Below are 12,956 nucleotides of genomic sequence, written 5' to 3' on the forward strand. Positions count from 1 at the left end.
AGAGATACCCCAATTCGGGTCGGGTGGGATGAGGGATTGAGACACTCCGGCCCGCCCGGATAACCCGCGGGACCGAATGCGGGCAGGAAGGCACCGCGGGTCCGCGCAGCGAGAGGGCGAGGGGAGGAGTCAAAACTGTAGGGCACGATCCCCGGTTGAGCGCTATCACCGCCGAAATCCCCGAGACAGAGCCTTGACCGAACACGATTTCGGCAACCGGGGATCCGCCCTTACTGTTTTGGAACTGCCCGGCCAACACCGCCGGTGGCACATCCCCCGCCCCTGCCCTCGTGGAGGTATACCCATGTCCTGGCACACCTGACCCGACGCCCGTGCCGGTGCGAGCGGCAACTCGCGCACATGCACCCGGGCCCCGATTTACCCACCACCCGGCCGTCGCGCCCTTTCCTCAACGACGCACGCGCCGCCGGGACTTCACCAAGGACCTCGTTGTGACATCGCCCTACCCGCCCCTGCCCGCACACCGGTCCCCGGACCGTGACCGCCTGCCGGGAGGCGTCCCCGATTGAAGGGCGTGGCCGCCGGCATCGGCGTCTTCGTCCTCTCCCCACTCCTCCTCGCCGGCACGGCCATGCTGATGGCCACCAGCAGCGAGGCCGCCCAGACCACCTACTCCTCCCTCACGTGTGTGGGCGACGTCGACACGGACGCCGTCGTCGAGCAGGTCACCAAGATCCTCAACGGCGCGGACGCCAAGACCGTCCGTGTCGAGGGCCTGTCCCTGCCCGAGGAGCAGATCCCCAACGCCCGCACGATCGTGGCCACCGGGATCAGCATGAACGTGCCGAAGAAGGGGCAGATCATCGCGCTCGCCACCGCGATGCAGGAATCGCGGCTGCGCAACCTGAACTCCGGCGACCGCGACAGCCTCGGGCTCTTCCAGCAACGGCCGAGCCAAGGCTGGGGCACCGCCACGGAGATCCACGACCCCGTCTACGCCGCCACCCAGTTCTACAAGCATCTGCTCGCGGTGGACGGCTGGCAGCAGCTGACCGTCACCCAGGCCGCACAGGCAGTCCAGCGCTCCGCCTACCGCGATGCCTACGCACAGTGGGAGGACCTGGCGACTGCCCTGCAGAAGGCGATCGCCGCGACGTTCCCCGACGCCGACCAGGACACCAGCGAGACGGACACCGCCTCCAGCACCACGTCCTGCGCGGCGACCGAGGACGGCTCGGGGTACGGCATCATCCCGGAAGGGTCGGTGCCGAAGGGCTACTCGATCCCGAAGGACGCGGATCCGAAGGCGCGCAAGGCCATCGCCTGGGCAATGGCGCAGCTCGGCACGATGTACCAGTGGGGCGGCACCTGCACCGCGCCGCACGGCCCCGACCCGATGGGCCGCTGCGACTGCAGCTCGCTGACCCAGCAGGCGTACAAGCACGCCGGCATCACCCTCACCCGCACCACGTACACGCAGATCAACGAGGGCAAGGCCGTCTCCACCAAGCACCTTCAGCCGGGCGACCTGATCTTCTCCCGCGGCAGTGCCGCCCGCCCCGAACACGTCGGCATGTACATCGGCTCGGGACTCGCGATCGAGGCACCAAGGACTGGAAAACCAGTTCGCATCACGCCCCTCGCGGACTGGGACATCCTCGCCGCCCGCCGGGTCATCTGACCCCCGACCGGGGTATAGGTTCCGAAATGAGTTGTCGGTGTCCGACCGATCTGTCGTCGGACTGTCGGCGTGGTGCGGAAAGCCGCAGGTCAGCTGCCCTAGCGACCTGTCGGTGCCGCCTCACCGGAGTGTTCCGCCCGAAGAATCCGACAGATCGGCCGGACGAATCTGCCGACAAATTGTCCGGACAGCCCTCCGAAGCCGCAGGTCAACGCAGCGCCGGACGACAAGTCCGATCGGAACCTACACGGGGCTCGGCAGCCCCGGCGCACCACCCCTGACCGGGATACCCCCTGGGCCTCTTCCGCACCCCCCGCGGACAACCCCCGCAGGACCCGCCGCCCTGCCCCCCACTCCCCTTCCCCTGACAGTACGGAGCGTCTACTTGATAACCCGCCATCGCGCCCAGCGCGCCCTCGCGGCAGCCTCGTTGGGCCTGACCGTCGCCGCCGGCGGCCTGGCCACCGCCACCTCGGCACAGGCGTACGACACCAGCACCACCACCATCAGCTGCAGTGCGGTCAAGGTCCGCAAGGCCCCGTCGAAGACGTCCACCGTCTTGGGCATCGGCTACCGCCACGACAAGGTCGTCTACGACCAGTGGGTCTACAAGAAGTCCGAGCGCACCTGGTACACGCGCGGCACCGTCACCCGGAAGTCGGACGGCAAGAAGATCGGCCGCGGTTACATGATCTACAACTGCGCGAACCCGTACCAGACCAACCCGGCGCCGAAGCCGTCGATCCCGAAGTAGGCGACACCGGCAGCCTGTTCGGAGTCTGAGCCACAGCGCCGTCGGCAGCAGCAGCGCCCCATTCGCGGCCTCGCCCCCAGCTTCGGCGCGACATCTTCCGTGTCCGCTCCGCCCCCTCGCGGAGGCCGACCGGGCCAGCTGTCTTCCGCCCCGCTGGTCGGCCCTCCGTCTCAAGGCAGTCGCCTCGTCCCTCCTCTCTTTCTGTGATTCCCGCGCGCCGGGTTTCGGCGTGCCCAAGGAGCCTTGTTGCACCTGCTCTCAACCGTGCAGTATCTGGCCTACGACCCCGGCATCACGCCCTCCGGCGGCGGGCTGCCCGGCCTCGCGGTGTTGAAGAACGTCGTCAACTCGATCAACCTGTTCGCGATCGTCGCCGTCGTCGGCGCGCTCGCCGTCTCCCTCGGCGTGTGGGCCTGGGGCCATCACACCGGCGGCCACCAGGCCGAAGCCAACGGCAAGAAGGGCGCGGTCGTCGCGGCGGGCGCCGCCCTCGGTCTCGGCGCCGCGAACGGCATCGTCGCCTTCTTCTCCGCCCTGGGGTCGCAAGTCCACTGATGCCGAAACGATTCCCCTCCCTGTCCGGCTACGGCATCGGCTGGTCGACCCGGCAGCGCATCACGGTCATCGCGACCGGCCTCGCCGTCCTGCTGGCCCTCGCCGCCGTCGTCGCCCTGCTCACCAGCCGCACCACAGCCGACGAAAGCCAGGCCGCCGCTCCGTCCTCCGGACCGAGCAGCAGCACCTCCTCATCCACCGGCCCGACGGCGTCGGCCGGGGCCGGTTCGGTGGCCAAACCCCCGCAGCTGGCGGACCCGGTCGCCTACGCCAAGGCCGCCGCAGCAACGCTGTGGTCGTACGACACCCGCACCACCAGCCGTGACCAGCAGCTCGCCGGGATGAAGGCGTGGCTGACGTCGGAGACGAAGTACGCCGACTGGTCCTCGATCGCCGCACAGGTGCCGGATCCGGTGCTGTGGTCGCGGATGGCCGACCAGGCCCAGTACGCCACCACCACCGTCACGGAGGCCCACTACCCCTCGGCGTTCAAGCAGGCCCTGGCGGACGATCCGTCGGCGATCACGGAGGCGTACATCTACGCCGTCACCGTCACCGGCAAGCAGCAGATCGCCTGGAAGAAGGGCGGAGCCGGCGCCGAGGACCGCTCCATCACCCTCGCCGTGCAGTGCCGCCCCAACGCGAACTGCTCGCTGGTCTCCATCGCCCCCCGCGTCGTGCCCTGACCCGCCCCCAGCCCACCTGAGAAAGGAGGGGACTCCCCCTTTGGGCTTCTGCGACCTCCCCCTCGCGGACAAACTCTGCACCGTCGGCGACGCCGTGGATTTCGCCTCCGACCCCGGCGCGGCCATCGGCAACTGGATGGCCAAGTCAGCGGGTGAACTCGCCGCAGCCGCAGCCGACTTGGCCGCCGAAGCGGTCAACACCACCACCAAGGTCGACCTCAACGCCGGATGGTTCCGCGACAACTACGAGATGATCCTGCCGATCGGCCTGATCGTCCTCGTCGCCACCTTCTGCGCCCAGCTCGTACGCGCCGCGATCCGCCGCGACGGCCAAGCGCTCACCCAGGCATTCACCGGCACCGCCACCGGCGTGCTGTTCGCGTTCACCGCGATCGCCTTCACCACCGTCGCCATCGAAGTCGTCGACGCACTCTCCGACGGACTCTTCAAGGCCGCCAATCTCGACATCGCCACAGCGGTGCGGCGCATCGTCAAGGTGGGCCAGATCGCCTCCCTGTCCGGCCTGGGCTGGCTGGTCACCGTCTTCGTCGGCGTCGGCGCCGCCATCGGAGCATTCCTCTACTGGTGCGTGATGATGGTCCGCAAGGTCGGCATCCTCGTCATGGTCACCCTCGCCGTCTTCACCGGAGCCGGCGGCGGCTGGGAAGTCGCCCGGCGCTGGCGCAAAGGCTGGATCGAAGCCACTGCAACCCTCGTGGTCAGCAAGCTCCTCATGACCGTGATCTTCGTCCTGGGGATCGCCGCGATGGGCAAGACCGAGGCCAAGGACGGCATCGCCGCCCTCGCCGACGTCATGGCCGGCATCGTCATCCTCGCGCTGGTCCTGCTGTGCCCGTACGCGACGTTCAAGTTCGTGCACTGGGCGGCCTCCGAGGGCTCGGATGCCGAGACCCTGCACCGCTCCGGCGGAGCCGGTGCGCAGATGGCCCGTCAGCATGCCGAGCGCGCCGGACGCAAGGCCGCTGCCGCAGTCGCCACCGCCGGAACCGGCGGTGCCGCGGCCGGAGCAAGCGCCGCTCCCCAGGGCCCGGACTCCGTGCCGGGCGGCTTCCCCGGCGACATCGCCACCAACCCCACGCCGGACACCGGCAAGGAAGGCGGCAGCTCAAGCACGCCGTCGTCCGGGGGCGAGGGGATCAAGAGCGGTCTGGAGAAGGCCGTCCAGCCCCCGCCGACCAGCCCCCGTGACGACACCAGTGGTCAGTTCGGCGGTGCACCCGGGCAGGGGGGCGCTTCCGGATCGCCCTCCAGCGGCGGCGGCTTCATGTCGCAGCCCGGCGCCGGCACCTCGACCGCACCGCCGCAGGGCGCCCCGCCGGCACCGAACTCGGCCGACACCTCCAGCGGAACCGGGGCTCCGCCGCCCCCGCCCACCGGCCTGTGACCTTGCCCGACTCCGGGGCGGCACGCGCTGCGCATTCCTCGCCGCGCGCCGCCCCGGCCACCGCCCCGCGCACCATCGGAACGGCCATTGTCTGATCTCACCGTCACACCACTCACCGTCAAATTCCCCCACCGGTCCAGGCGCGGCATCCTGCTCGGCCTCTCCCTGCCCCAACTCGTGCTCGTGTCCTGCGCGTTGACACTGCTGCTGGTCACGGTGGTATCCACCGGGCTGCTCGGCGCCATCGCCCTGACGCCGCTGTGGGCCGCGGTCGCCGCCCTGGTCGTCGTCCGGCGGCACGGCCGCTCGCTGATCGACTGGGCGCCGATCGTCCTGCGCTTCGCCCGGCGGCGGCGCACCGGCCAGACCCTGTGGCTCGCCCGGCCCGTCACCCGGCCCCGCCAAGACGGCATCCTGCACCTGCCCGGCACCGCCGCCTCACTGTGCGTCGTCACCCCCGGCGACTCCGCCAACCAGGCCGCCGCCGTGCACGACCCGCACTGCCAGACCCTGACCGCCGTCGCCCGCGTTTCCAGCAGGGCCTTCGCGCTCCTCGATCCGGCGAATCAGAACCACAACGTCGCCGGGTGGGGGCGGGCTCTGGCGGGCATCGCCCGCACCGGACACGTCGCCACCGTGCAGGTCCTGGAGCGCACCGTGCCCGACAGCGGCAACACCCTCGCCCGCCACTGGGCTCGGCAGGGCCATCCCGAAACCCCGGTCTCCGGACAGGTCTACAGCGAACTGGTCGCCTCCGCAGGACCTGCCGCCGCCCCGCACGAGTCGTACCTGGCGATCTCCCTCGACCTCAAGGCCGCCAAGCGCGTCATCAGCCAGGCCGGCGGCGGCCTGCCCGGCGCCTTCACCGTGATGGAACAGACCACGTCCGCCATCGCCCAGGCCGCACGCAGCGCCGGACTGATGGTGACCGGCTGGCTCACGGCCCGCGAGATCGCCGCCGTCATCCGCACCGCCTACGACCCGGGGGCGCTGTCCGCGCTGCAGCAGTGGTCCGACTCCGGCCGCGCCGAAGCCGACCCGGCCGCCGCCGGGCCCGTGGTCCAGGTCGAGGAGTACGACCGGCTCGCCACCGACTCCGCCCGGCACGCCACCTACTGGGTCGAGGACTGGCCCCGCACTGAAACCTCGGCGGGCTTCTTGCACGGCTTGATGTTCACCGCCGGGGTCCGGCGCGCCCTCTCCCTTATATATGTGCCGCAGGGGCTCGAGTCCGCGATGCGCGACGTGCAGCGCAAGAAGGCCGCGATCATCGCGGACGCCAACGAGCGCTCTCGCCGCGGGCAGGTCGACTCCGAAGCCGACTCCGTCGAATACGCCGACGTCAAGGTCCGCGAGCGGCAGCTGATCGCCGGGCACGCCGATGTGGCGCTGACCGGGCTGCTCACCGTGTCCGCCGAGACCGACGCCCTGCTCGATGCCGCGTGCGCGCAGATCGAGACCGCCGCCGTCACCGCACAGGTCGACCTGCGGCGCCTGCTCTTCCAGCAGCCCGACGCCTTCACCCTCGGCGCCCTCCCCCTCGCCCGCACGGCTCTGTAGCCCCACCCCGGCACTAGCCGGCGTCCTGCCCCCATGGCAGGAAGGAACTCACCCCTTTGACCTCTGCCATCCCCGTCGGCGACGCGTACCCGTACCTGCGGGCCGCCAGCGCGGGTATCCGCCACCACGCCCGCACCCTCAGCCCACGCACCCAGCACACTGTTTCACCCGCGGACCGCGTGCACCTCGACGTGCTGCACGCCCATCTGACCGCACTGCACCAGCTACTCGACCAGCTCGCCGAATCCACCCGGCCCCCGCATCCCGCCGCCGGCCGCCACCTCGCCACCTCGCACACCCGGCTGTTCCAGGCCGCCGCCGCGGTCCACGACGCCTTCCACCTCCTGCCCGTCGCGGACGAGACCCCAACGGACACGGGCTGCCATCCCGAGCGGCTGCCCGAGGGGCCACCCGTCCTGACCATCTGCCAGCGCCATCTCGCCGCAGGTCACGTCGTCCGCCGCAAGACCACCCCGAGCGACCTCCTCAACGCCCCGCTGCACGGCCACACCACCACCTGCAGCCAGTAACCCCGCACCACCGAAAGGCCCTGAAATGCGCGCCCTGAAGCGCTCCACCTCCGCCGCCGTCGTTCTCGCCGCGCTCGCCGGTACCGCCGCCCTGGCCACCGCCGCCCCGGCATCCGCCGCCAGCTACCACTGCAAGACCAGCAGCCACTCGGTCGACGACCCGAGCTATAACGGACCCGATTCCGACAACTGGGACTTCGACGTGACGCTCTGCGCCATGCGGTCCGGCGGCTACATCTACACCACCGCCACCGTGTACTGGGACGGCCCGTACACGGCCAAGAACCGCAGTACCTACACCTTCAACAAGGCCAAGTTCCAGCTCCAGACCAAGCGCAGCGTCAGCGGCACCGACCCGGTCGTGAAGTCCGGCGCCTACACCGGCCTGGAGCACGCGCTCGAACACAGCAGCGGCAACGGCAACGGCTCCTACTCGACCGGAACCCTCAAGACCAAGGCGGGCTCCGGCCGCTACCTCGCCGACGGCTACATCCAGCTGGACTGGAGCGGCGACGGCAAGAGCTATCGCAGCCCGATTCTGTTCACCGCCTCGCCGGTCGTCTGACCCCCGCACCGCGTCCAGACCGCCGTCCCGTGAAAGCCGCCCCGTCATGAGCCACCAGCCCGCGCGCCGAGCCCGCCGCGCCAGCGCCAGCCCCCTGTTCACCCCGCACCACGCCGACCGCGCCTCCCGCAAAGCCGCCCGCCAGCAGCTCGCCGAGGCTGCCGCGAAGGCCCGCGTCGAAGCAGCCGCCCCCACTGGCAGTGCCGGCGTAGAGGAACGGGAGATGCCGCCGCCCCTCTTCCCGCCCACCGGGCGTCCTGGCCCCGCGTCCTCCCGCAACAACAGGTTCAAGCTGCCCGCCCACCGCATGACCACCGCCACCGCGAGCGGGGCCTACCCGTTTCTCGCCGAAGGCGGCCTCGGCGCCGAGGGCATCTACATCGGCCGCGACGTCCACGCCGAAGCCTCCTTCTGCTTCGATCCGTTCGCGCTGTACGGCAAGGTCGAGGGCTTCACCAACCCCAACGTGCTGTTGGCCGGGGTGATCGGACAGGGCAAGTCGGCGTTGGCCAAGAGCTTCGCGCTGCGGTCGATCGCCTTCGGATACCGGGTCTACGTGCCGTGTGACCCGAAGGGGGAATGGACGCCAGTGTCACAGACACTGGGCGGCACCTCCATCGCACTCGGGCCGGGCCTGCCCGGAAAGCTGAACCCTCTGGACGCGGCGCCGCGGCCCAACAGCGTCTCCGAGGCCGACTGGGCGGGCGAGATCCGCAAGCGCCGTCTGCTGCTGCTCGGCTCACTGGCCCGCACCGTGCTTGGGCGGGACCTGCTGCCGATGGAGCACACCGGCCTCGACGTCGCCCTGGATGCTGTCGTCACCCGCGCCGCCGCGACCGGTCGCACCCCGCTGCTCGGCGACATCGCCGCCACCCTCAACAACCCCGACGAACTCGACGTGGCCGGCGGCATCATGTCCGGTCGCCTCGGCGACGCCTCCCGCGACCTCGCCCACGCCATGCGCCGGCTGGTCCACGGTGATCTCGCCGGGATGTTCGACGCCCCGAGCACCGTCACGTTCGATCCCAACTCGCCGATGCTCACCATCGACCTGTCCCGCCTGGGCGGATCCGGCGACGACACCGCCTTGGTCTTGGCGATGACCTGTGCGTCCGCGTGGATGGAATCCGCGCTCTCCGACCCGAACGGCGGGCGGCGCTGGATCGTCTACGACGAAGCCTGGCGCCTGATGCGCCACCCCGGCCTCCTCCAGCGCATGCAATCCCAGTGGAAGCTGAGCCGCGGCCTGGGCATCGCCAACCTGATGGTGATCCACCGGCTGTCCGACCTGCTCACCGCCGGCGACGCCGGATCACGTGGCCGGGCACTGGCCGAAGGACTGCTCGCCGACTGCTCCACCCGCATCATCTACCGGCAGGAGACCGACCAACTCCCTGCGGCAGCAGCCCTGTTGGGACTGACCTCGGTGGAGACCGACGCGATCTCCCATCTCAACCGGGGCCGAGGCTTGTGGAAAGTGGCGGGGCGCAGCTTCATCGTGCAGCACCTCCTGCACCCCCACGAGCTGGCGCTCTTCGACACCGACGCCCGCTTGCGCTAAAACCCCACAAGCCGCTGCCGCACGTGCAGTACCGGCCCTCCCCAACACCCGCCCCGTCCAACAGCCCTCGCCCGACGGCATCTCCGACACGCGAGACCTGGAGCCCCCTGCACAACCCCGACTTCGAGCTGTACGACAACGTCGGCCGCACCGCCGACCAGATCCACGCGTACCACACCCGCTCCGTCACGAAGGCAGACATGCACCGCTGGGCCGATCGCGATGCCGAAGCCTTCCGCACCCAGCACCCCCTGCCGCCCAAGCCCTTCCCCGCCCCCGACCTGAGCCCCCTACGGCACGGCCCTGGACGCGGCCGCGACACCGGCCGGGTTCAGCACCGCGCTCAACGCCCTGCTGGACGCCGTCGTGCCGTTCCTCAACGAGGTCATCGATCACCTGGCCGCCACCGCCAAGTGGAAGGGCCAAAACCGCGGAGCCGAACCAGAGTCACCGCCCTGGCTGCTCCGCGGCGCAGCCAGCAGCATTGCTTCAGCCGTGGCCATGACCACCGAAGCGGATCTCAAGATCCTCCGCGCGCGCTACGACCCGCCCCCGGACCTGGACGCGCTCCTGAAGCAGACACGCACAACACCCGGCACGCCCCCGGTCCCGCCCGGCCCGCAGCCCGGGTCCGGAGGACCACGGCGCTGACCGCCGATTCACCAACCACCCGCCGCAGCACCTCAGGAATCGATGCCCACGCCCCGCACAACCTTCTTGTCCGCCTTCGCCGCCGCGCTCGCTGACCGCCTGCCCGGCGCCTGGACGAGCGAGTACCACCGCCACCCCACCTACGAGGACCAGTTCCCCACCATCGAACGGCTCTGGGACGCCGGCCACGTCCACTACATCGTCAGCCAGTACGTCCTCGGCCATGACGCCATCCTGCACGGCCCCGGCGGAGAGCAGCTCTACGTCACCGACCGCCCCCTGTACCGCCACCAGTTCGTGGTGGCGGCGCTGGAGCCCGAGGGCTTCAAGCCCCACCAGATGTCCCCGGTGCGGGAGCCGGACGGCATCGCCGTCCCCAACGATCCGGTCCGCGCCGCCGCGGCAGTCACCCGACGCCTGCTGCCCCGCTACCGGGCCGCCCTCGGTGAAGTCCGCGACAAGGCCCTGCTCCAGCCCGAGCCGCCGCACCGACAGCCCGCGCCCGAGGTCGCGCAGACTCTCACGCTTGTCTGGTACCCGGACGGCGTGGTGGGCGCACCGTACGACTCGGTGCCCGAAGAGGCGCGCATGACGCTGTTCGGCTGCAACTTCCAGTACCGGCCGAATGAGTTCGCCTTCGTGCTGCCGGCCGCCTACAGCGCCAAGGAGCGCGCCCTGCTGGTCCAGCTGGCCGCCCAGCGGCTCACGCTCCAGGGCATCGGGGTCAACTTCCGCCGCGCCGCTCCCCTCCCGCCTCCCACTGCGGCATCCGCAGCCGCGAGCAAGACGCTGCCGACGGTCTCCGCCTCCCCGAAATCCACCTTCCGGCGGTAGAACCCGGTACCCATATCAAGGAGTTGCCGCTGTCCGACCCCGACCAGCGGATGCTGCTGCACGACGTGGCCGACCGGCTCAACACCATCGCCGACTACCTTCCGCTCCCCGAGCAGATCCGCCCGGATCCGGCGCTGAGCGAGATCCTGGACGACGAAGTCCGTCAGCTGGCCCGCCTGCTGGGATTCCTGGCCGGCGAGAGCGCCTTCCGCCACCGGGCCGCCGCCCGCTCCCCTGCCCGGCCCACGGCCACGGTGCGCTGCACGACGCTCGCGCTCGCGAGCGCCGCCGAACCCACCGGGCTCGCGCTCGCCGCCCTCAGCGCCGCAGTTCATCACCTCGGCCATCTCGCCGACCTCGCTCACCAAGCTCCTGGCCCCGCCCGCGACCGGGCGATCACCACCGAGCACCAACAGCTCGAAGACCGCCTCGGCGACAGCCGCATCTACCTCGCCCGCGCCGCGAAGCACCTGCGCGCCGCTGCCGACACCCGCACGCCGCCGACCGCGACCGCCGTGCCCTCCCCGTCGGCCACCACAACCCCATCCCGTTCCCGCTGATCCCGTCTCCCGGAGCGCCCGCATCCCCTCGCACACCCCCGCCCGCCGCGCCGCCCTGCTGCTCACCATGCTCGCGACCGTCACGCTCACCGCGTCCGCCTGCACGACCTCCGACACCAGCAGCCACGACGCCGCGGCGACGGCCACCCGCACCGCCTCCCCCGCGCCGGCCGCCGTCCCGGCGCTGACGAAGCAGGAGGCCCTCGCCCAGATCACCCACTACTCGAAGATCAACAATGAGGCCAACGCCGACAACGACCGCACGCTCCTCGACAGCATCGAGGACGGCCCGCTGTACGCCATGTCCGTCGCGGACTACAAGGAGGACGAGGGCCTGCCCCAGGCCGACCGCAAGCCGTACAAGCCGTGGTCGTACGACACCGCCAACGCCAAGCTGTACATTCCGCGCTTCACCGCCGGCCAGGAACGCTGGTTCGCCGCCGCGCTCTCCGGCCAGAAGGGCAAGGATCCGAGCCGACTTGCGGTCTTCGCCGAGCAGCCGGAGCACAAGCGGTGGGAACTGGTCTCCGTCGTCGACCTCGACGACAAGCCACTGCCGGACATCGCCCTCGACCAGCACGGCTACGCCACCGCGGTCGCCGCCAACGGCAACAACCAGCTCGCCGCCGATGCCCACCTGCTGCGCACCGCGGTGATCGACAACTTCGCGACCGGCGGGGTGAACACCGGCACCAAGGTCTTCACCCCGACCACGGCGAGCAAGCAGCAGATCAAGGTCCACGACAAGACGAGCAAGAAGTACGGGAAGTTGGGCACCACCGTCTTCGCCGGGGCAGCCAACCGCTACAAGGACGCCTACGCGCTCAAGACCACCGACGGTGGGGCGCTGATCCTTTTCACCCACACCCACACGCAGACCGACGTCGTCGCGCACTCCGGGCTGCAGATCAACCCCGGCAAGGACGACCGCGCCTGGCTCCACGACATCCCTCGCACCTCGGTCAAGTACACGTTCGTCTGCTCCGACGCCGCCACCGTGCCGGCCAAGGCCGCCCCGTCCCGCCTCATCGGCTACACGTGCGCCCGCACCGACGCCTCCGGACCGCCCGTCGCCTCCGGACTGACGACCCGCGCGTAGCACCGCGGCCCGGCCACGCCCCGAGGAGTTCCTTGTCCCTGTCCCACCCCGACTTCGAGCTGTACGACAACGTCGGTCGTACCGGCAAGCAGATCAAAGACCACCGCGGCAAACGGCCCACCACCGACGACCTGCACCGCTGGGCCGCCCACGACGCCAAGCAGTTCACCGACGGCCTCACGATCGAGGACGCCGGGCAGAGCGTCATCGCCTGGACGCGCCAGCTGTACCAAGTGGGCACGACCGCCGAGTTCCAGGCCGTCGCCACCGCCGTCCTCGGCGACGGACACAGCGCCGTGAGCGAGCTGCACCAGTTCCTGGAGACGGCCGCCGAGTGGTGCGAGCGCAACCACGAGCCGAAGATCGCCGAACGGTACCGCCAGCACGCCGAGCAGCTGTCCGAACTCGGAGACCAGCTCAGCTACTTGACCGACGACCACCTCGCCGACACCTACCGGCGCACATACCCGTCGGCACCGGCACAGCCCACGAGCGGCCCCGCGGCGGCACCCGCGCCACCGGCCGCGCCCGCACGCCGCTCCTCACGCTGACCC

14 protein-coding genes are annotated in these 12,956 nt (G+C 70.7%); all 14 read left to right on the plus strand.

The window, feature by feature from the left end; genetic code table 11:
* The first annotated feature begins 526 nt into the window (after positions 1–526).
* The 14 genes from C4B68_RS07605 to C4B68_RS07670 all read left to right on the plus strand — a co-directional run bounded on the left by C4B68_RS07605 (position 527) and on the right by C4B68_RS07670 (position 12,953).
* Complete coding sequence (locus tag C4B68_RS07605; protein WP_099498642.1) at positions 527–1,642, plus strand: C40 family peptidase; 1,116 nt, start codon at positions 527–529, stop codon at positions 1,640–1,642.
* 385 nt (positions 1,643–2,027) lie between these two features.
* Positions 2,028–2,396 (plus strand): hypothetical protein, encoded by a 369-nt coding sequence (locus C4B68_RS07610; RefSeq protein ID WP_099498643.1) that lies wholly within the window; start codon positions 2,028–2,030, stop codon positions 2,394–2,396.
* Positions 2,397–2,642: 246 nt separating this feature from the next.
* On the plus strand, positions 2,643–2,951 hold the full coding sequence (locus C4B68_RS07615) for a DUF6112 family protein (protein ID WP_167459042.1): 309 nt from the start codon (positions 2,643–2,645) through the stop codon (positions 2,949–2,951).
* On the plus strand, positions 2,951–3,637 hold the full coding sequence (locus tag C4B68_RS07620; RefSeq protein ID WP_099498645.1) for a hypothetical protein: 687 nt from the start codon (positions 2,951–2,953) through the stop codon (positions 3,635–3,637). Before C4B68_RS07615 ends, C4B68_RS07620 begins: the two co-directional genes overlap by 1 nt.
* Positions 3,638–3,677: 40 nt before the next feature.
* Positions 3,678–5,042: an SCO6881 family protein gene (locus tag C4B68_RS07625; RefSeq protein ID WP_099498646.1), complete on the plus strand. Its 1,365-nt coding sequence runs from the start codon at positions 3,678–3,680 to the stop codon at positions 5,040–5,042.
* An 87-nt stretch (positions 5,043–5,129) separates the two neighbouring features.
* Complete coding sequence (locus C4B68_RS07630; RefSeq protein WP_099498647.1) at positions 5,130–6,602, plus strand: SCO6880 family protein; 1,473 nt, start codon at positions 5,130–5,132, stop codon at positions 6,600–6,602.
* A 56-nt stretch (positions 6,603–6,658) separates the two neighbouring features.
* Positions 6,659–7,132 (plus strand): DUF6238 family protein, encoded by a 474-nt coding sequence (locus tag C4B68_RS07635; protein WP_099498648.1) that lies wholly within the window; start codon positions 6,659–6,661, stop codon positions 7,130–7,132.
* Between the two features lie 25 nt (positions 7,133–7,157).
* Positions 7,158–7,697: a hypothetical protein gene (locus tag C4B68_RS07640; RefSeq protein ID WP_099498649.1), complete on the plus strand. Its 540-nt coding sequence runs from the start codon at positions 7,158–7,160 to the stop codon at positions 7,695–7,697.
* Between the two features lie 46 nt (positions 7,698–7,743).
* Complete coding sequence (locus C4B68_RS07645) at positions 7,744–9,258, plus strand: TraC family protein (RefSeq protein WP_099498650.1); 1,515 nt, start codon at positions 7,744–7,746, stop codon at positions 9,256–9,258.
* A gap of 366 nt (positions 9,259–9,624) precedes the next feature.
* Positions 9,625–9,909: a hypothetical protein gene (locus C4B68_RS43045; protein WP_240634231.1), complete on the plus strand. Its 285-nt coding sequence runs from the start codon at positions 9,625–9,627 to the stop codon at positions 9,907–9,909.
* 42 nt (positions 9,910–9,951) lie between these two features.
* On the plus strand, positions 9,952–10,743 hold the full coding sequence (locus C4B68_RS07655; protein ID WP_180289136.1) for a hypothetical protein: 792 nt from the start codon (positions 9,952–9,954) through the stop codon (positions 10,741–10,743).
* A gap of 23 nt (positions 10,744–10,766) precedes the next feature.
* Positions 10,767–11,303, plus strand: coding sequence for a hypothetical protein (locus tag C4B68_RS07660; protein WP_240634233.1), 537 nt, complete (start codon positions 10,767–10,769; stop codon positions 11,301–11,303).
* Positions 11,304–11,370: 67 nt separating this feature from the next.
* Positions 11,371–12,402: a DUF8094 domain-containing protein gene (locus C4B68_RS07665; protein ID WP_240634235.1), complete on the plus strand. Its 1,032-nt coding sequence runs from the start codon at positions 11,371–11,373 to the stop codon at positions 12,400–12,402.
* Between the two features lie 32 nt (positions 12,403–12,434).
* The gene (locus tag C4B68_RS07670; RefSeq protein ID WP_099498651.1) at positions 12,435–12,953 is read left to right on the plus strand and encodes a hypothetical protein; all 519 of its coding nucleotides are present in this window, start codon (positions 12,435–12,437) and stop codon (positions 12,951–12,953) included.
* Positions 12,954–12,956: the final 3 nt, after the last annotated feature.

This window comes from Streptomyces dengpaensis (genome assembly GCF_002946835.1).
GTDB classification, from domain to species: Bacteria; Actinomycetota; Actinomycetes; order Streptomycetales; family Streptomycetaceae; genus Streptomyces; species Streptomyces dengpaensis.

Excerpts from the sequence above, each read along its gene's own strand:
- C4B68_RS07620 (WP_099498645.1), top strand. The coding sequence starts at position 2,951 with ATGCCGAAACGATTCCCCTCCCTGTCCGGCTACGGCATCGGCTGGTCG.
- C4B68_RS07640 (WP_099498649.1), top strand. The coding sequence starts at position 7,158 with ATGCGCGCCCTGAAGCGCTCCACCTCCGCCGCCGTCGTTCTCGCCGCG.
- C4B68_RS07645 (WP_099498650.1), top strand. The coding sequence starts at position 7,744 with ATGAGCCACCAGCCCGCGCGCCGAGCCCGCCGCGCCAGCGCCAGCCCC.
- C4B68_RS07655 (WP_180289136.1), top strand. The coding sequence starts at position 9,952 with ATGCCCACGCCCCGCACAACCTTCTTGTCCGCCTTCGCCGCCGCGCTC.
- C4B68_RS07665 (WP_240634235.1), top strand. The coding sequence starts at position 11,371 with ATGCTCGCGACCGTCACGCTCACCGCGTCCGCCTGCACGACCTCCGAC.